This window comes from Streptomyces curacoi, assembly GCF_001513975.1.
GTDB classification, from domain to species: Bacteria; Actinomycetota; Actinomycetes; order Streptomycetales; family Streptomycetaceae; genus Streptomyces; species Streptomyces curacoi.
Genome location: NZ_KQ947988.1, coordinates 194271 through 212106, shown reverse-complemented (window position 1 = coordinate 212106; position 17836 = coordinate 194271). Strand labels below are relative to the sequence as shown.

Genomic DNA, 17836 nt, shown 5'->3' with positions numbered 1-17836 from the left:
CGAGCGGTTGTCGGACCCCGCTGCTTTCATGGGTGGCATGACCAGTAGAGGCGTCGTCGTGGAACGGCGCGTCGCCGTGGGGCAAGGGCCGGTGTGGGAGGCCCTGACCGACCTTGCGGGCATGGAGCGGGTGCTCAGCGGGGTCTCGAAGGTCGAGATCATCACGGAGGGGGCCTTCGGCGTCGGCACGCGGTGGCGGGAGACCCGGCGCATGTTCGGCAAGGAGGCCACCGAGGAGATGTGGGTGACCGCCTGTGAACCGCCCGATCGCTATGTGGTGGAGGCCGAGTCGCACGGCACCCACTACGTCTCCGAGTGGCTGCTGCGGGCGGACGGCCCGTCGGCGACGACGGTCCGCATGACGTTCACGGCCGTACCGCCCGGCGGCGTCATGGGCCTGCTCGCCAGGATCCTGGGCGGGGTGGGCGCACGGGCGGTGAGCCAAGCCGTCGCCAGGGATCTCGACGACATCGCCGCGGCGGTCGAGGGCCGCCGCGGCTGAGCCACGCCCGGGAGGCCGGCGAGTCGGGCCTGCGTGGCCCGGAGCACCTACCGCTTCACCCCGGCGCACTCCTCACGCCGACGGCGCCGACGTCCCCGTACCCGCCTTCGTGGCGTCCGCGCCCCAGCTCGCCAGCAGCCGCAGCGCCTCCGCCGACGGCGACCCCGGCTCCGCGTGGTAGGTGATCAGCGCCTGCTCCGTGCCGTCGGACAGGCGGAACGACTCGAAGTTCAAGGCCAGCTCGCCCACCAGCGGATGCCGGATGTGCTTGACGCCGTAGGTCTTCTCCTTGACGTCATGCGTGGCCCACAGCCGCCGGAACTCCTCGCTCTTGACCGAGAGTTCACCGACCAGGGCGGACAGCCGTGGGTCGTCCGGGTGGCAGCCCGCGTCCATGCGCAGATAGCTGACCATGTCGGAGGCCTTCTGGTCCCACTCCACGAACAGATCGCGGTACTCCGGCTTCAGGAACACCAGCCGCGCCCAGTTCCGCTCCTGCGCCGGCAGCTCCGACCAGTCGCCGAAGACCGCCGCCGCCATCCGGTTCCAGGCGAGGATGTCCGAACGCCGGCCCGAGATGTACGCCGGCACGCCCTCGATCGAGTCCAGCAGCTGGCGCAGCGCCGGACGTACCTGTTGCGACCGCGCGGCCGGCTTCTTCTTGTGCTGCTTCGGCTTGGCGAGGTGCGTGAGATGCGCGTGCTCGGCATCGCTCAGCCGCAGCGCCCGCGCGATCGCGTCGAGGACCTCCGCCGAGACGTTCCGTCCGTTGCCCTGCTCCAGGCGTGTGTAGTACGCCACGGACACCCCGGCCAGCTGCGCCAGCTCCTCGCGCCGCAGCCCCGGCACCCGGCGGTGCCGCCCGAAGTCCGGCAGCCCGACGTCCTCCGGCTTCAGCCGGGCACGCCGGGTGCGCAGAAACTCGCTGAGCTCGGCGCGCCGGTCCAGGCCGGCACCGGGGTCGGCGGCGGGTCCCGTCACGGATTCGGGCTGTTCGTCCATGCCTCAAGTATTCCCGGTCGTACGCACACGAGCCTGACCCCGCCAGTGGTAGGACCGCCGGACGTACGTACAAGCGGGGTCTGGGTGGCGCCGGCACGTTCCGGCAGGGTGGACGACGTGCCCGGACGGAAAGCAGTGACCAGAAGGCAGCCGGGCGCGAGATCCACGCTAGGAGAACCCCGGCATGACCACCGTTGCCGCATACGCAGCACCCGCCGCCAAGGCTCCGCTGGAGCGCACCACCATCGAGCGCCGTGAGGTCGGCGAGTTCGACGTCCTGATCGACATCAAGTTCGCCGGTATCTGCCACTCCGACATCCACCAGGCCCGCGAGGGCTGGGGCGAGGCGATCTTCCCGATGGTCCCCGGCCACGAGATCGCCGGCATCGTCTCCGAGGTCGGCTCCGGGGTCACCAAGTACAAGGTCGGCGACCGCGTGGGCGTCGGCTGCCTGGTCGACTCCTGCCGTGAGTGCGAGAACTGCAAGGCCGGCCTGGAGCAGTACTGCACCGGCGGCAACGTCGGCACGTACAACGCGATCGACAAGAACGGCGAGCCGACCTACGGCGGCTACTCGGAGAAGATCGTTGTCGACGAGAACTTCGTCGTCCGCATCCCCGACGGCCTGTCCCTGGACGTGGCCGCGCCCCTGCTCTGCGCCGGCATCACCACGTACTCCCCGCTCAGGCACTGGAACGCCGGCCCCGGCAAGAAGGTCGCCATCCTCGGCATGGGCGGCCTCGGCCACATGGGCGTCAAGATCGCGCACGCGCTCGGCGCCGAGGTCACGGTCCTCTCGCAGTCCCTGCGCAAGAAGGAGGACGGCCTGAAGCTGGGCGCCGACCACTACTACGCCACCAGCGACGAGAACACCTTCAAGGAGCTGAGGGGCACCTTCGACCTCATCCTCTCCACGGTCTCGGCCCCGCTGAATCTGGACCAGTTCCTGTCCCTGCTCAAGACCGACGGCGCGTTCGTGAACGTCGGCGCCCCCGAGGAGCCCGTCAGGCTCAACCTCTTCTCGGTCATCGGCGGCCGCAAGACCCTCGCCGGCTCCGGCATCGGCGGCATCCAGGAGACCCAGGAGATGCTGGACTTCTGCGCCGAGCACGGCTTCGGCGCCGAGATCGAGCTGATCAAGGCGGACCAGATCAACGAGGCGTACGAGCGGGTGCTCAACAGCGATGTGCGGTACCGCTTCGTGATCGACACGGCGACGATCTGACGCGGAGGCCGGGGCGGCCGTCGAAGAGCCGCCGCTGACCGAGGGCCCCGGAGCCGCACTGCTCCGGGGCCCTCGGCGTGCCGCGGTACGACGTCCCAGCAGCCACAGCAGATACGGCCCGCCGACGAGGGCGGTGAGCGCGCCGACGGGGATCTCCAGCGGGGACAGCAGCGTACGGGCGGCGAGATCGCCGGCGACGAGGACGACCGCCCCCGTCAAAGCGCTGCTCACCAGCTGAGCTGGGGCGCGCGGGTGAGCCGCTGGGCGAGCTGCGGCGCGGTGAGGGCCACGAACCCGATCGGCCCCGCCGCCCCGGTCGCCGTGGCGGCGAGGACGACGCCGAGGACGGTGAGCCCCAGCCGCGCTCTGCCGACCCGCACCCCCAGCCCGGCGGCCGTCTCAGGATCGAGCCCGAGCGCCCGCACGGCCCCCTGCTGCACGGCGGGGGTTCGCCGGACGCGCTGGTCGTACGGTCACTGCGGCTGCCGCGCACCGAGGTGGGCCGCCTTCGCCCCCGGTGGCACCGATCACCTGGCTGCGCGAGCCTTCCTCCTTCGCGGCGCCGCCGGCACCGTCGTCCGACGCGGACGTACAGCCGACGAGCAGCCCTCCGGCGACGGCCGTGGCCAGGACGGCCTTCCTTCTGACTGCGCGCACGGACTGCTCCCACGACGATCCACTACTGCTAAGGCAAGCCTTACCGGAGGCTCCGGGGGATGGAGTACGGACGGCCCGTGGACGCAGGGCCACAGGAGTAGAGCCACCCCCTCCCTGCGGCCGATGTGTCGTACGGCGGCCCTGCCTAGCGTGAAACCCGGAGCCCGTCCGAGCCGTGCACACGAGGAGGCAGCACCGATGACCGTCCAGCTCAACCACACCATCGTCGCCGCGCACGACAAGAAGGCGTCGGCCCGGTTTCTCGCCGACATCCTCGGCCTGGAGGTGAGTCCGCAGTACGGCCCCTTCATCCCGGTCGAGATTCCCAACGGCGTGAGCCTGGACTACCTGGACTCGCGCGGCGCGATCACGCCGCAGCACTACGCGTTCCTGGTGTCGGAGGACGACTTCGACACGATCTTCGGCCGTATTCGGGAGGCCGGCCTGACCTACTGGGCCGACCCCTACCACCGCCGCCCCGGCGAGATCAACCACAACGACGGCGGCCGCGGCGCCTACTTCGAGGACCCGAACGGCCACAACCTGGAGATCCTGACGAGGCCGTACGGCAGCGGCGGCTGACGAGCGTACGACAGGCGCACCGGATGCGGGAAAAGCACACGGGCCAGGCAGAGCCATAGATCAATTACCGTGTCGGCTCCTAGACTTGATGTCATGTCAGGACTGGCGGACTATGCGATGCGGCTTGCGTGCGACCGCGTTGCCGGCTACATCCCTCCCACGTTCCAATTAAGGGAGGCGGAGGGTGACGAGCCGGCCGAGTCGACTCGCAAGCCGTACGGCTGGCTGATCGAACAGCTGAGCAAGTTCTCGCCCCGCACCGATTTCGTCAACGGTGTGGCCGGGAGCGGGAAAACCAGCCTCATCGCCCATGTCGCCACCGACCTGCTGAACAACGATGTGGTGTGCATCCGCGTCGACCGGCAGACGTTGTCACTCGGCCGCAACGCCCTCGGTGATCCGAAGTCGTTCGGCCGAGCTCTGTGCCCGGTGGATGTCGACGAGAGCCTGTGGAAGTCCCGGGTCAAGCACAAGAAGGCCGTCTTCCTGGTGGACGCCGTCAACGAGCTGCAGCGGGAATTCTCCGCCCGGTCGCCGGAAATGGACTTCATCAGGCGTTTGCTGGACGGCTCCCACCGGTACACGGTGCTCGCCACGTCCAGATCGACCCCGGAGGGCCTGGGCGGCTCCCACCTCAGACCGATCGAGCAACTGACGATCGCTCCGCTGACGGACACCGAATCCGAAGGCTATCTGCTCGACTGCGGGCTTGACCCGCGTCCCGCACTGAAGGAGATCCGGGCGACCGGTCTCGACGGCGCCATCTGGAATCCGCTCCTGCTCTCACTCCTGGCGAAGCTCCTGAAGTCGGAGACTCCCGACCGGCCCACGCGCATGCCGCGGTCACGGGCGGAACTCCTGCTGGCCACCGTGCACAGGAACCGCACGAACAACTACGCCGTCGCCCTCGAAGAGAACATCGCCCAGCAAGGGCTCGGCCTCGAAGCCGTCCTCTGCGCCGCCGCGCTGGTCATTTTCCTGAGCAGAAGCGGCGAATACCGCCTGCAGCGGAAAGACCTCAGGGCCATGCTGCTGCGCGTCTGGGACGACCCGGCCAGCGTGGAAGCCGCCATCGACGCGTTCCTGAACACCCAGCTGGTCACTGTCTCCGGAACCGGTGGCGGCCCCGGCAACTTCTACCAGATCCTCCACCCGTCGATTGTCGATTTCGGTCTCGCGTTGGGATGGCGGACCTCGAACCCACCGGGCCTGGCACTCGAACTCGATCAGTTCATGGGGAACTGGATAGGGCTTCAGGCCGACCCGGAAGCCTCCATTCAGGCACTCCTGAACCGAGCACCGATGATGCGTCCGAGTCTCATGCTCGACATCATCATCGCCAATCGCGGTCTGCTCTCCCCACAGGGCAGAGAGCAGCTGTGGCAGGCGCTGGGTGCCCATTTCATCGGGGATCGAGCGCGGCGGGACGATCTCGCGCTCTCACTGGAAAGGGTCCCCTTCCATGTGGTCCAGGAGGGCATAGGCAACGGACTGCTCCACCCTCTTCAGCGAGAGCAGCCCGAATTCGCCCTGGACGTGCTCGAATCCCTGCAGAGCGAGACGCTCACGCCCCTGTCCCTCCAGCAGCTCAAGAGACGGAACATACGTCAGCGGAAGAACCAGAGCGCAGGCAACCTCCCCTCTCCGGCGCCGTCCGCTCCGCCCAGCCGGGAACTCGTCGAACGGCGCCTGCAGGTTCTTCGCTTCGATCCCCGCTCGGCCAACCGCGGAAAGGCGGCTCAGTGGCTGGCCCGCCAGGCTCCCGCGCAGTCCCTGCCCCTCCTGGTGGACACACTCGGAACGGAGACCAACCCCGCCGTACGGGGTGCCGTGGCCACGGCGTTGGGGCGGCTGGCTGACGCTGCCGCGCTGCCCGCGCTCCAGGCCGCTCTCGCCGACGATGCCGCTGAGGTGCGGGGATCGGCCGCGACGGCGCTGGGGCGGTTGGCCGACGCTTCTGCGGTTCCCGCGCTGGAGGCCGCGTTGGACGACGAGGATCCTCCGGTGCGGGGATCGGCCGCCACGGCCCTGGGCCGGCTGGCCGACACCTCGGCGGTTCCGGCGTTGCTGGCCGTCCTGTCCGATGACGATGCCGCCGCCGTGCGGGGAGCCGCCGCGACCGCTCTGGGCCGGCTGGCCGACACCTCGGCGGTTCCGGCGTTGCGGACCGCTCTGTCCGCCGATGAGGCCGCCTCCGTGCGGGGAGCCGCCGCGACCGCCTTGGGGCAGTTGGCCGACGCCGCGGCAGCCCCGGCGTTGCGGGCCGCGCTGACCGGTGACGACGCCGCCGCGGTGCGGGGGTCGGCCGCGACGGCTCTGGGGCGGCTGGCCGACGCCGCGGCGGTGCCGGCGCTGCGGGCCGCGCTGGGCGACGCTGCCGCCGAGGTCAGGGGAGCGGCGGCGACGGCCTTGGGCCGGCTGGCCGACGGGGCCGTGGTGCCCGCGTTGCAGGCCGTCCTGGCCGATGACGCCCCCGAGGTCCGTGGATCGGCGGCGACGGCCCTGGGCCGCTTGGCTGACACGTCGGCGGTTCCGGCGCTGCAGGCCGCTCTGTCCGATGGCGCCGCAGAGGTGCGAGGGGCGGCGGCGACGGCCCTGGGGCGGTTGGCCGACACCGCGGCGGCCCCGGCGCTGCAGGCCGCTCTGGCCGATGAGGACGCGGCGGTGCGCGGATCGGCCGCGACGGCCTTGGGGCGGCTGGCCGATGCTTCCGCGGTTCCGGCGCTGCAGGCCGTCCTGGCCGAGGACGATGCCCCCGCGGTGCGGGCGTCCGCGGCATCGGCTCTCGGCCGGGTCGGGAATCTCGGCGCAGCGGAAGCGCTGCGCAAGTGCGTGGAGGACCGGGAGGAGCAGTTCCAGGTCCGCGCATGTGCGTCCTGGGCGTTCGGGTCTCTCGTCTCGGAGTCGCAACCCTGGCTCATACCGGTGGCGGACGAACTGCAGGGGTGCACTGGCCCGAACATGCGTGAGGCCAGAAGGTTCCGAGGCGTGCTCGTCAACCTGCTGAGCCGTCAGGTGAGCGACGAGAACATTCGCTCCTGGCTGGAGCGCGTCGGTCGCTTCGATCCCGATCCGCTCAACCGGACCGCCGCCGTGCAGGGCCTGGCCCAGGCCCGCTGTATCGACGTCGGACTGATTCGCTACCTCATCGATCCGGAACATCCGCGCAAGGACCGTCGTAAACGAGACACCGACCGAGGCGTTCTCGGCGTGGCCGGTGCCGCGGTCCTGCGCATGTTCGAATACGCCGAGGCGGAGGCGTTGCTTCTCCTGCCTTCCGTGGTCCGGCTCCTCGTCGCCCCCGACACCTGGAGCACCACGATCAACGCGGTGCTCTCGCCGCTGTCCTCGCTCCCGCTGGAGGACGCACAGCGCGTCATCGAACTGATCCGGAGTTGCGGCGCGGAGTACGGGGAGGGCAACCGCTACTTCCAGTACCGGCTGAGCCGGCATGTGGAGAACCTGCAGAACCGGAAGAAGGCCGAGGACGAGTTCCGGAACATGGTCGAGAGTCCCGAAGCCGGACTAGAGGTTTTCCGGAAGTCCGCACAGTCTCAATTCGACGGGGGCGAATCCGTGGGTGCTGGTGCCGAAGAGCGCTTCGACGTGGCCATTCTGACCGCCATTCCGGTCGAAACGACCGCGCTGTTCAACGAGTTGAAGAGCAGAAGCATCCCGGTACGCACGATCCAACGGCGTGGCAGGTACTACAACGCCTTCGACCTCTCAGTGGCGGGCACCCCTCAAGGCGTGCTCTTCGCGCAGGCCACGGACAAGGGCGGCCAAGCTGCGGCGGCTCTCACGCAGGAGCTGATCGCTGAGTTCGGATGCACCCTCGTGCTCCTGGTCGGAGTTGCCGGAGGGTTTTCGGAGCGCGGGGTCGATCTCTACGACGTCATCGTCGCCCGGAACGTCTTCAATTACGACCCTCGTCGGCTCCAGGCCGACGGGGACGGATACCGCCCGCAACCGTATCGGACCGATGAGCAGCTGATCCGGCTGGTGAACCATCTGCTCACCAGTGGTGTGCTGGACGAAGCGCTCGACGGGCGGACGCTGCACATGAAGGACTACGTCAGCGGAGAGACCGTTCTCGCCTGGGGCGAGGCTCCGCTGCGGCAGAAACTGCTCGGTCTGTCGATCGACGTCTATGGCATGGAGACCGAGGGGCACGGCGTCATGCACGCCGTATGGGAGACCTTCAAGGTCGACTCCTTCATCGGCGCCGGGGTGATCAAATGCGTGAGCGACCTCGGCGACGAGGACATGCGGATCGACAAGCGCGACAAACAGCAGCAGGCCGCCCGAGTCGCCGCGCAGGTCGCCCTGCGCGTCATCGAGGACTTCCGCAGGTGAGGCCTCCGATCAGGCGGGACCGACGGCCGTCGGTCCCGCCCCAGCGCTGCGCGCGGCGCGAGGGGTGAGCCCAGGGCTCAGCCGTCGGTCCTGGCCACGCCGATCGGGCACGACACCCCGGTGCCGCCGATCCCGCAGTACCCCGCCGGGTTCTTGTCCAGGTACTGCTGGTGATACCCCTCCGCCGGATAGAAGGGCCGGCCCTCGGCCGGCAGGATCTCCGTAGTGATCGTGCCGTAGCCGGAGCCCGTCAGGACCTTCTGGTACGACTCGCGGGAGGCCTCGGCTGTCTTCGCCTGTTCCGGGGTGTGCGTGTAGATCGCCGAGCGGTACTGGGTGCCGACGTCGTTGCCCTGGCGGAAGCCCTGCGTGGGGTCGTGGGCCTCCCAGAAGGTCTTCAGGAGACGCTCGTAGGAGATCACGCTCGGGTCGTGGACCACGCGGACGGCCTCCGTGTGACCGGTCAGGCCGGAGCAGACCTCCTCGTAGGTGGGGTTCTCGGTGTAGCCGCCCTGGTAGCCGACCAGGGTCGTCCACACACCCGCCGGGAGCTGCCAGAACTTGCGCTCGGCGCCCCAGAAACAGCCCAGGCCGAAGTCGGCGATCTCCAGGCCCTCGGGGTAGGGACCGAGCAGCGGGTTGCCGAGGACCGTGTGGCGGTCGGGGACCGTGAAGGCCGGTTCCGGACGGCCCTTCAGCGCCTGCTCGGGGGTGGGCAGGACGGGCGTACGGCCGAAGAGCATGGCGGTTCCTTCCTCACGGGCCTCGCGGACCGGGTGACAGCTGACGCCGACGGAGGTACTCCGGGGCACTACCTCCTCCAACGTCCGGCCGGCTCCTCAGATTCCGCCCCGCGCCCTCACCATCCGCGCCGCGCTGTAGTCCCGCTGCCGCACGTACGCCTTGATCATCCTGTTCCGGCTGGCTTCGTAATGCCACGGCTGGGCGTCGATGTATCCGTCGACCAGCCGGAACTGCTCGACCGCCGCCTCGTACCGGTCCTGCCAGAACAGCAGACTGGCCAGCAGGTGGCGGACCCGCGCAAGCCGCCAGTCGTCGGGGTTCGCGGCGGCCGCGACCGCCACGTCGGCCAGGGCGGCATCGACCGCGGCGACGATCACCGGGCGCCGGTAGAACTCGTCCGGCTCCACGTCGTCGTGCGCGCGCTCATACTCGAGGTACGCCTCCAGCGGCAGCACGCTCAGCAACTGACCGGCTGCCGCCTTCTCCGCGGCGGAGCGGGCGAAACTCTCCGCCAGCTCGTGCGAGCCGTGCCATTTCTCGCACCAGTACTGAAGCGCGGCGGAGTGCGCAGCCAGGTGATGCGGGTCTCGCTCGACGACCTCGGACCAGATCTCCTCGAAACGCTCGTGCGCATAGCCGAGGCCCTTCGCGAGTGGGATCTCCACGATGTACGGGCACGGGTCGTCGGCGTCCGCCAGCGCTTGGGCGTGCGCGCACGCCTCCCGGGCCTGGGACAGGACCCGGTGGAAGCCCTCGAACTGCTCCCGGGTGGTGTGCTTGGCGTACGCAGCGCCCCGTAGCTCCCAGGCGAGATGGATCAGGGACTGGGCGTGGACGAGAGCCGCGTCGGGGTCCTGTGGTCGCTCGGCCTTCCAGGCCGGCAGCCATGTGTCGTCCTCCACAGCCTCTCGCGCCAGCGCGTCGCAACGCCGGTGCCGCTCCTGCCAGTCCCGCCCGGCCTCGGCGAGGAACTCCGCGCCGGCCTTCCAGTCCCCGGCCCGGACCGCTTCCCGTGCGGTACTGCTCCGCGGGTCGGGAGCGTGGCCATGCTCGGTGTCGAGCTGCTCGGCGGGCAAGAAGCCCAGCTTGGCGGCGGCCTTCGTCATGCCGCTGTTGTGCACGGTGCCCTTCGGGGCCGACTTCTGGTGGTTGCGGTACCAGGAATAGATCATGAAAAGGAGGATGACGAGCGGGATGAGGCGAGCCATGTGGGTCTTCGTCCTTCGAGCAGTAGGGGGTGTGGGGGCCGCCTGGGTCGGCGCGCCGGGATCAGCGCGCCTGCGCCAGCAGCCTCCGCAGGTCACCCGTGTCCGGTACGTCCGCCACCACAGCGTCCAGCGCCTGCTTCAGCTCCTCCTCGTAACCGTCCGGCAGGCGCAGCCGAGCCGCGTCCGCCCAGGACAGCTCCCAGTGGGCCCGGCCGCGCCGGACGAGGTCGCCGACGACCATGCGGGACAGCCGGCCGCGCACCTGGGGGCGCACGAACTCACGGGCGACGCGGCCCGTGGCGGCCGGCGCCTCCTCCGACTTGGGCAGCCGGTCGGCCACCTGCCAGAGCCTGCCCGCGTCGACGGCGTCCAGGAAGGAGGCCAGGGAGCCGTCGCCGCCATGGACCTCGGTGACGGCCGTGCGCAGCGGCTCGGCGTCCTGGTCGGCGTGCCAGAGCATCGCCTCGTTCACCAGCTGCGGCCAGTCGGCGGTGCGGCTGAGCCGCCGCGCCTCCGCGGTGAGCGCGGAGGTCTCCAACTCGGCGAAGGAACGGGCCGGGTCGGTGAGCAGGCAGAGCGCGGGGCGGGCGCCGGTCAGGGTGCGGCCGTCGTCGGGGAGCTGCTCGATGCGGGTGATGCGCTCGGCGATGGGCGGGTGGGAGTCGTACGGGGACTGCTCCTCCTCGGGCAGGGCCCGCCGCATCTCGTCCAGCTCCTCGGCGCGCGCGGCCAGCAGATGACGCAGTCCGCCGAAGACCTCGCCGGGCGGCGGGAGCAGTCCGGCGCCGGTGCCGAGGGTCGCGTACGACTGCATGTAGAAGCCGTGCGCGGCGTCCAGGACCGGGATCTCGCGCAGCGCGGACGCGGTGGCGTCCCGGCCCGCGATCCGTGCGGCGGCCAGGTCGGCGGCGAGCTCCTGCCGCCGGCCCACGCCCTGGGAGGCGCGCAGGTAGAAGGTGCCGTACCAGAGGAACGGCTTGGCGGCGAGGCGGTAACTCAGGCCCGCGGACCCGGCGTCGACCTCGCCCGCCTTCTTGCCCTTGGCGAGCCGCTTGGCGTTCTTCTTCTCCTGCTTGGCCTCCTCCTTGGCGACCTTCTTGCGGGAGCGCTCGTGCAGGTTGGCGACGGTGCGCAGCACCTGGAGGCGGCCGCGCAGGGTGATCGCGGAGAGACGGGTGTCGTGGTTCGTGTAGTGCCCGAACTCATGGGCCAGGACGGCCTGCAGCTGCGGTTCGCTCAGCCCCACCATCAGCGGCAGCCCGATGTACATACGGCGCCGGCCGGACCTGAGGCCGAGGAACGTCGCGTCCTCGGCGACGGCCGCGTTGACGTCCGGCGTGAGGAGGATCTCGTCGGGCGCGCGCGTTCCCGTCTGCTCGGCCAGGGCCCGTACGGCGGCCCAGAGCGCGGGCTCCTGCTGCTCGGTCACCGGCAGGCCGGGCAGCGGTTCGTCCTTGGGGGTGCGCAGCGCGAACATGCCCTGCACGATGGGGATCGCCAGCAGCGCGCTGACGAACCACACCTTGGCGGTGACGCTGCCGACATGGCCCTTCGCGACGGCCCAGTCGACGGCCACGAGCGCGCCGAGCATCACGAAGCCGAGCAGATAGAACCCGGCGAGCAGGACGAGGGCGCGCACCGCGCGCAGAGTTGCCCCCATTTTCGGGCAATCCCCCCACTAGAAATGGACATGACGAAGTGGTGTGGGGGGAAGCGGAGTATGCACTAGCGCCGGTCAGTGCGGCAATGCGGATTTCGGGTGGGGGTTTGGGTGGGGGTTGGGGTGGGGTGCGGGTGCCGGTGCGAGTGCGGACAGGACAGGGGGACGCGGCGTGTGGCTCAGTGCGGCAGTGTCGCCGGGCTGCCGCCGTTCGCCTCGTAGCCCGCCACCGCCAGCGCGCGGTAGACCGCGAACTCCGCCGCCGGGTCGGAGGAGAGGGTCCAGGGGAGGGCGCCGACGTGGCCGTCGACGTGGACCAGCTGGTTCATGGCCTCCGCCCAGCGCTCGCCGCGGACCAGGAAGAAGACCAGCAGATGGCGGACGTGCGCCAGCATCGGGTCGTCGTGGCGGGCCGCGTGCACCGCGTACAGGGCGCCGTGGATCGCCTTCGTCACGACCTCGCTCTGGTAGAAGCCGCTGACCAGGTTCACCTCGGGCAGGTGCTCGAAGACCGCGAAGAGCGGCATGGCGGCGAGCAGGGAGCCCTGGGGGGCGCGGGCCGCCGCCGCTTCCGCGAAGTCGTACGCCTGCTCGCGCGAGCCGTGCCACTTCTCACACCAGTAGTGCAGGGCCGCCAGGTGGGCGCCCATGTGGGCCGGGGCGCGGTCCAGGATCTTCAGCCAGAGCTGCTCGAACTCCGGCCGAGGGTAGGCCAGTCCACGGGACACCGACAGCTCGATGATGTACGGGATCGGGTCACCGGGAGCGAGCAGCGCCGCGTCGGCGCACGCCGACTTCGCCTCCTCCATGATGATCCGGAACTCCTCCGTGCCCGGCGTCGCCGTGCGCCACGCCTGCTGCACCAGGAACTCCGCGTGTACGGCCGCCCCGCCCGCGTCCTTGGGCTGCTCGGCCCGCCACACCCGCAGCCACTGCCCGCCCGGTGCCTCGCTGACCCCGCCCGGCCGCTGCTGCAGCTCCAGCGAGGCGGCCCCGGCGAAGGCCTGCACGCGCTGCCAGCGCAGCTCGCCCTCCGCCTCGGTACCGGCCAGCAGCTGCGAGGCCGCGCGGTAGTCCTGGGTGCGCTGCACCAGGTCCAGTACGTCCAGCAGGTCCTGGTCGGGGCCGGGCATGCGGACGTCCAGCTCCTCCTGCCGTACGAAGCCGTAGTTCGCCGGGTCCGCGGCGTCCGGGTGGCCCGGCGCGACCTGCTCGATCATGCCCCGCCTGCGCCTCATGAACGGCACCACCACAAAGCCGATCATGAGTATCGCGATCAGGACCCACAGAATCTCCATGCCTCCAGCGTTCCAGACGCCGCCGACAATTGGCCAACGAGGTCGGGGGCCTGTGGAGAAAGGGTTCTGTGCGGGTGCGTGGGGGTGCCGGTGCGAATGCCTGCGGCGGCCTGTGCGGGTGTGTGGGGGTGCGCGTAGCGCCTGCGGTGGGTTTGTGGGTCGGGGCCGCGCCGGGGGGTGTCCGTCCTCGGACCGGCGGCCCCCTTGGGCCAGGAGGTCCCGCGTGTTGACGCCGGTCACTGCGGGCGGACACCCCCCGGCACGTCCCCTTCCCGCCGTGGGCGGCTGCGGGCCCGTCCAGCCGCGCGTGGCTTACCCGGCGGGCGGACACGTCCGCTCAGCCGCGGGCAGTCGTGCCGCCTGGGGCGGCATGGGTGGGCGCGGGCGGCGCCCCGTCAGCGCCGGGCCGCGCGCCCCGCCGACGCCCAGCCGCCGCGTCGGGCACGCGTCCGTTGGCCTCGGCATGCGGGCCTGGACATCCGCCCTCGAAAACCGCCGTACGGCATCCGCTCCGTTCGCGCATTACGCTCGGTGCCCATGAGTGACAGGCAGATCAGTCAGCACTTCGAGACCCTGGCGATCCACGCGGGCAACACCGCCGATCCCCTCACCGGCGCGGTCGTCCCGCCGATCTACCAGGTCTCGACCTACAAGCAGGACGGCGTGGGCGGCCTGCGTGGCGGCTACGAGTACAGCCGTAGCGCCAACCCGACCAGGACCGCCCTGGAGGAGAACCTCGCGGCCCTGGAGGGCGGCCGTCGCGGCCTTGCGTTCGCGTCCGGACTGGCGGCCGAGGACTGCCTGCTGCGCACGCTGCTCAGCCCCGGCGACCACGTGGTCATCCCCAACGACGCGTACGGCGGCACGTTCCGCCTCTTCGCGAAGGTCGTCTCCCGGTGGGGCGTGGAGTGGTCGGTCGCCGACACCAGCGACCCGTCCGCCGTGCGGGCCGCCATCACGCCGAAGACCAAGGTCGTGTGGGTGGAGACCCCCTCGAACCCGCTGCTCGGCATCACTGACATCGCCGCCGTCGCCCAGATCGCCCGGGACGCGGGCGCGAGGCTCGTCGTCGACAACACGTTCGCCACGCCGTACCTGCAGCAGCCGCTGTCCCTCGGCGCGGACGTCGTCGTGCACTCCCTGACCAAGTACATGGGCGGCCACTCGGACGTCGTCGGCGGCGCGCTGATCGTCAGCGACTCCGGCCTGGGTGACGAGCTGGCCTTCCACCAGAACGCCATGGGCGCGGTCGCCGGGCCGTTCGACTCCTGGCTGGTACTGCGCGGCACCAAGACGCTCTCGGTGCGCATGGACCGGCACAGCGAGAACGCCACGAAGATCGCCGACATGCTCACCCGGCACGCGCGCGTGACGCGCGTCCTGTACCCGGGCCTGCCCGAGCACCCCGGTCACGAGGTCGCCGCCAAGCAGATGAGGGCGTTCGGCGGCATGATCTCCTTCCAGGTCGCCGGCGGCGAGGAGGCGGCCGTCGAGGTCTGCAACCGCGCGAAGGTGTTCACGCTCGGCGAGTCCCTGGGCGGCGTCGAGTCCCTCATCGAGCACCCGGGGCGCATGACGCACGCGTCCGCGGCCGGCTCGGCCCTGGAGGTCCCCGCCGACCTGGTCCGTCTCTCCGTGGGCATCGAGAACGTCGACGACCTGCTGGAGGACCTCCAGCAGGCGCTCGGCTAGTCCCGGCAGATCCTCACCAGCCCGTCAGCGGTGGAGTCGTCTCCGACGGCGGCTCCACCCACGGGCGGGCCATCAGCGCCCACACCACGAACGACACCGTCGCGGCGAACAGCAGCAGCCACATCAGCCGTACGGCGGCCGTTCTGCGGCGCAGCATACGGCCGCCGCGCCGCACGACCTCCGCGTACAGCTCCGGCGGTACCGGCGGCGGGGTGCGCTCCATGATCCGGCGTGCGGCCGCTTCCCGCTGATTGCGGTTCACGGCGACGCCACCTTCGCTCCCAGCGCGGCCGGCGCGGGCCCTCGCGGCGGATGCAGCAGCGTCGCCGTCGCCCGGTCGCAGATCGCGTGGACGCGCTCCCTGGGCAGGCCGAGCAGGGCCGCCGCCTGTTCCTCGGCGACCCCCTCGTACAGCCGCAGCACCAGGATCAGGCGTTCCTGCGGGGAGAGCCGGGCGAGCGGGCTGTCGGAGTGCGGGCGGGACCGGGCGAGGGCGCCCAGCGCGCCGTACTGGTGCCAGGCCACCCGGGAGAAGCGGGTGGCCAGCTGCTGGCGGGCGTGGTCGTACGGGTCCTCGCCGCGCAGCCGGTCCCAGCAGGCGTAGGTGTGCGCGAGGGACAGCGTCAGCAGGCGCCGCGCGCGCGGGTTGTGGTCCGGCGGTTCCGCCGTGAGCAGCGTGGCGGCATGCAGCAGCCGCCCTGCCGCGCCCGCGACGAACGCCTCGAACTCCCGGGCCCGGCGGGCGTCCCGGTCCGCGCGCCGTCGTCCCACCGCCCCTCCCGCCTGAGCGCCCCTGAGGAACCGGGCCCGGCCACGCGCGTGACACGTCGGTCGCACATGGGAAAAGGACCCGGTTTCATATGAGGCCAGTGGCGGCCCGGGGTCAAGAGCCGGGGACCGATCACACGTGCACGCGCGCGTACGTCCCCTGCGCGTGCGGCCCCTTCAGGGCCGAAGCGGGGGTCCGGGGGCCGCACAGTCCAGCGGGGGACCGCCCGTCAGGACGCCGTGGGCGTCTCCGCGCCCGAGATCCCCTGAGCCGCCATCCGCGCGGAGAGTGCCGTGTTGAAACGCGTGAGGAGCGTGCAGAACGCCTCCCGCTCCTCCGGGGCCCAGTCCTGGGTCAGCTCGGCCATCAACTGGCGCCGGGACGAGCGCACTTCCTCCAGGCGGGCTGGCCGCGCGGGGACAGCTGGAGCACCACGGCCCGGCCGTCCTCGGGGTGCGAGGTGCGCTTGACGAGCCCCGTGTCGACGAGGGGTGCCACCTGCCGGGTGACCGTCGAGGAGTCGATCCCCATGCTCGCGGCGAGCGCCTTCACACCCATGGGGCCTTCCTTGTCGAGGCGGTTGAGCAGCAGGTATGCAGCGCGGTCCATGGAGTTGCGCACCTGCCCGACCCCACCGAGCCGGGTCTGTTCGGCACGACGGGCGAACACCGCCACCTCGTGCTGCAGCGTGTCGAGGAGACCGCTGTCGGCGACGGTCGTCATGTCCATCGACATTTCAGGTGTTGTGGGCATGGCCGGGGGCTCACTTCATGAAGGGGGTGCTGGGTTGGGGGACAGGGTACGCGGCCCGGACCCGGGGTGTACCGGCGCTGCGCAAACCCATCTCGGTGCTTGGTCACACCAGGGCCTCGCGGCTGTGAACTGCGAGACTTGAGTCATGAGCTACAGCACGGCTGACTCCTTGCCTCCCGTCACCCTGGACGACGTGCGCGGTGCCCAGAAGATGCTGACGGGCGTGGCACGGGTGACGGCGATGGAGGGCAGCAGGCACCTGTCCCAGCTGGTGGGGGCGCCGGTGCACTTCAAGTGCGAGAACCTCCAGCGGACGGGGTCGTTCAAGCTGCGCGGCGCCTATGTGCGCATCGCCGGGCTGCTGCCGGAGGAGCGGGCGGCGGGGGTGGTGGCCGCCAGCGCCGGCAACCACGCGCAGGGTGTCGCCCTGGCGTCGTCGCTGCTCGGCGTGCGCTCGACGGTGTTCATGCCGAAGGGCGCCCCGCTGCCGAAGATCAGCGCCACCCGGGACTACGGCGCCGAGGTGCGCCTGCACGGCCAGGTGGTCGACGAGACGCTCGCCGCCGCGCAGGAGTACGCGGCCGGGACGGGCGCGGTGTTCATCCACCCCTTCGACCACCCCGACATCATCGCGGGCCAGGGCACGGTCGGCCTGGAGATCCTCGAACAGTGCCCGGAGGTGCGCACGGTCGTCGTCGGCATCGGCGGGGGAGGGCTCGCGGCGGGTATCGCCATGGCGGTGAAGACCCTGCGGCCCGATGTGCGGATCGTGGGCGTGCAGGCGGCGGGCGCGGCGGCCTATCCGCCCTCGCTGGCGGCCGGGCGCCCGGTCGCGGTCGACAACCCGGCGACGATGGCCGACGGCATCAAGGTGGGCCGTCCCGGCGACGTGCCGTTCCGGCTCGTGCGCGACCTGGTCGACGAGGTCCGCACGGTCACCGAGGACGAGATCGCCACCGCCCTGCTGCTGTGCCTGGAGCGGGCCAAGCTGGTCGTCGAGCCGGCCGGGGCGAGCCCCGTCGCGGCGCTGCTGAGCGACCCCGGCGCCTTCGAGGGCCCGGTCGTCGCGGTGCTGTCCGGCGGCAACGTCGACCCGGTGCTGCTGCAGCGGGTGCTGCGGCACGGCATGGCGGCGCAGGGCCGCTACCTGGCCGTACGGCTGCGGCTGACGGACCGGCCCGGCGCGCTCGCGACGCTCCTGGGCGTGTTGTCAGTGGTTGACGCTAACGTCCTCGATGTGAGCCATGTACGGACCGACCCACGGCTCGGGCTCACGGAGGCGGAGGTCGAGCTGCACCTGGAGACGAAGGGTCCCGCGCACTGCGTCGAGGTCGGCCAGGCCCTGCGCGAGGCGGGCTACACCGTCATCGGCTGAGGCGCGGAGGGGC

Annotated in this window: 13 protein-coding genes and 2 pseudogenes; 6 read left to right on the top strand and 9 right to left on the bottom strand. The window is 71.1% G+C overall.

The features are described from left to right. Positions 1-37 precede the first annotated feature (37 nt). Positions 38-502: an SRPBCC family protein gene (locus AQI70_RS17645; RefSeq protein ID WP_062151905.1), complete on the top strand. Its 465-nt coding sequence runs from the start codon at positions 38-40 to the stop codon at positions 500-502. Between the two features lie 72 nt (positions 503-574). Here the strand turns inward: AQI70_RS17645 and AQI70_RS17640 are convergent, their stop codons facing one another. Next, positions 575-1504 carry a helix-turn-helix domain-containing protein gene (locus tag AQI70_RS17640; RefSeq protein WP_062150638.1) on the bottom strand — a complete coding sequence of 310 codons (930 nt, stop codon included), beginning with the start codon at positions 1502-1504 and terminating at the stop codon, positions 575-577. A 184-nt stretch (positions 1505-1688) separates the two neighbouring features. Here AQI70_RS17640 and AQI70_RS17635 point away from each other — a divergent pair, with 184 nt between their 5' ends. Beyond that, positions 1689-2729 carry an NAD(P)-dependent alcohol dehydrogenase gene (locus AQI70_RS17635; protein WP_062150636.1) on the top strand — a complete coding sequence of 347 codons (1041 nt, stop codon included), beginning with the start codon at positions 1689-1691 and terminating at the stop codon, positions 2727-2729. 153 nt (positions 2730-2882) lie between these two features. On the opposite strand, the pseudogene AQI70_RS37530 reads toward AQI70_RS17635, so the two are convergent. Beyond that, positions 2883-3109, bottom strand: a pseudogene (locus AQI70_RS37530) (iron chelate uptake ABC transporter family permease subunit); the annotation flags it as partial. A 475-nt stretch (positions 3110-3584) separates the two neighbouring features. On the opposite strand from AQI70_RS37530, the gene AQI70_RS17625 reads away from it, so the two are divergent. Both AQI70_RS17625 and AQI70_RS17620 read left to right on the top strand, forming a co-directional pair. Beyond that, positions 3585-3968, top strand: coding sequence for a VOC family protein (locus tag AQI70_RS17625; RefSeq protein ID WP_062150630.1), 384 nt, complete (start codon positions 3585-3587; stop codon positions 3966-3968). 93 nt (positions 3969-4061) lie between these two features. Next, positions 4062-8324 carry a HEAT repeat domain-containing protein gene (locus AQI70_RS17620; protein WP_079051345.1) on the top strand — a complete coding sequence of 1421 codons (4263 nt, stop codon included), beginning with the start codon at positions 4062-4064 and terminating at the stop codon, positions 8322-8324. 77 nt (positions 8325-8401) lie between these two features. Here the strand turns inward: AQI70_RS17620 and msrA are convergent, their stop codons facing one another. The 4 genes from msrA to AQI70_RS17600 form a co-directional block, all read right to left on the bottom strand. After that, positions 8402-9067 carry a peptide-methionine (S)-S-oxide reductase MsrA gene (gene msrA, locus AQI70_RS17615; RefSeq protein WP_062150624.1) on the bottom strand — a complete coding sequence of 222 codons (666 nt, stop codon included), beginning with the start codon at positions 9065-9067 and terminating at the stop codon, positions 8402-8404. A gap of 96 nt (positions 9068-9163) precedes the next feature. Beyond that, positions 9164-10276, bottom strand: a complete 1113-nt coding sequence (locus AQI70_RS17610; RefSeq protein ID WP_062150621.1) for a hypothetical protein — start codon at positions 10274-10276, stop codon at positions 9164-9166. 61 nt (positions 10277-10337) lie between these two features. After that, a complete protein-coding gene (locus AQI70_RS17605) occupies positions 10338-11936 on the bottom strand; it encodes a M48 family metalloprotease (protein ID WP_062150618.1) in 1599 nt (532 codons plus the stop codon). Between the two features lie 179 nt (positions 11937-12115). After that, complete coding sequence (locus tag AQI70_RS17600) at positions 12116-13234, bottom strand: hypothetical protein (protein ID WP_062150615.1); 1119 nt, start codon at positions 13232-13234, stop codon at positions 12116-12118. Positions 13235-13771: 537 nt separating this feature from the next. On the opposite strand from AQI70_RS17600, the gene AQI70_RS17595 reads away from it, so the two are divergent. Continuing rightward, complete coding sequence (locus AQI70_RS17595) at positions 13772-14926, top strand: cystathionine gamma-synthase (protein ID WP_062150613.1); 1155 nt, start codon at positions 13772-13774, stop codon at positions 14924-14926. Positions 14927-14939: 13 nt separating this feature from the next. On the opposite strand, the gene AQI70_RS38585 is transcribed toward AQI70_RS17595, so the two are convergent. The 3 genes and pseudogenes from AQI70_RS38585 to AQI70_RS17580 all read right to left on the bottom strand — a co-directional run bounded on the left by AQI70_RS38585 (position 14940) and on the right by AQI70_RS17580 (position 16430). Next, positions 14940-15188, bottom strand: coding sequence for a hypothetical protein (locus tag AQI70_RS38585; protein WP_062150609.1), 249 nt, complete (start codon positions 15186-15188; stop codon positions 14940-14942). Further along, on the bottom strand, positions 15185-15697 hold the full coding sequence (locus tag AQI70_RS17585) for a sigma factor-like helix-turn-helix DNA-binding protein (protein WP_062150606.1): 513 nt from the start codon (positions 15695-15697) through the stop codon (positions 15185-15187). The genes AQI70_RS38585 and AQI70_RS17585 overlap by 4 nt, the downstream gene beginning before the upstream one ends. A gap of 227 nt (positions 15698-15924) precedes the next feature. Further along, positions 15925-16430, bottom strand: a pseudogene (locus tag AQI70_RS17580) (MarR family winged helix-turn-helix transcriptional regulator). Between the two features lie 163 nt (positions 16431-16593). Here AQI70_RS17580 and ilvA point away from each other — a divergent pair. Further along, a complete protein-coding gene (ilvA, locus tag AQI70_RS17575; protein WP_062150603.1) occupies positions 16594-17823 on the top strand; it encodes a threonine ammonia-lyase in 1230 nt (409 codons plus the stop codon). Positions 17824-17836: the final 13 nt, after the last annotated feature.

Bases quoted from the DNA above. Each gene is read 5' to 3' on its own strand.
- AQI70_RS17645 (WP_062151905.1), top strand. From the start codon at position 38: ATGACCAGTAGAGGCGTCGTCGTGGAACGGCGCGTCGCCGTGGGGCAA.
- AQI70_RS17640 (WP_062150638.1), bottom strand. From the start codon at position 1,504: ATGGACGAACAGCCCGAATCCGTGACGGGACCCGCCGCCGACCCCGGT.
- AQI70_RS17635 (WP_062150636.1), top strand. From the start codon at position 1,689: ATGACCACCGTTGCCGCATACGCAGCACCCGCCGCCAAGGCTCCGCTG.
- AQI70_RS17625 (WP_062150630.1), top strand. From the start codon at position 3,585: ATGACCGTCCAGCTCAACCACACCATCGTCGCCGCGCACGACAAGAAG.
- AQI70_RS17620 (WP_079051345.1), top strand. From the start codon at position 4,062: ATGTCAGGACTGGCGGACTATGCGATGCGGCTTGCGTGCGACCGCGTT.
- msrA (WP_062150624.1), bottom strand. From the start codon at position 9,067: ATGCTCTTCGGCCGTACGCCCGTCCTGCCCACCCCCGAGCAGGCGCTG.
- AQI70_RS17610 (WP_062150621.1), bottom strand. From the start codon at position 10,276: ATGGCTCGCCTCATCCCGCTCGTCATCCTCCTTTTCATGATCTATTCC.
- AQI70_RS17605 (WP_062150618.1), bottom strand. From the start codon at position 11,936: ATGGGGGCAACTCTGCGCGCGGTGCGCGCCCTCGTCCTGCTCGCCGGG.
- AQI70_RS17600 (WP_062150615.1), bottom strand. From the start codon at position 13,234: ATGGAGATTCTGTGGGTCCTGATCGCGATACTCATGATCGGCTTTGTG.
- AQI70_RS17595 (WP_062150613.1), top strand. From the start codon at position 13,772: ATGAGTGACAGGCAGATCAGTCAGCACTTCGAGACCCTGGCGATCCAC.
- ilvA (WP_062150603.1), top strand. From the start codon at position 16,594: ATGAGCTACAGCACGGCTGACTCCTTGCCTCCCGTCACCCTGGACGAC.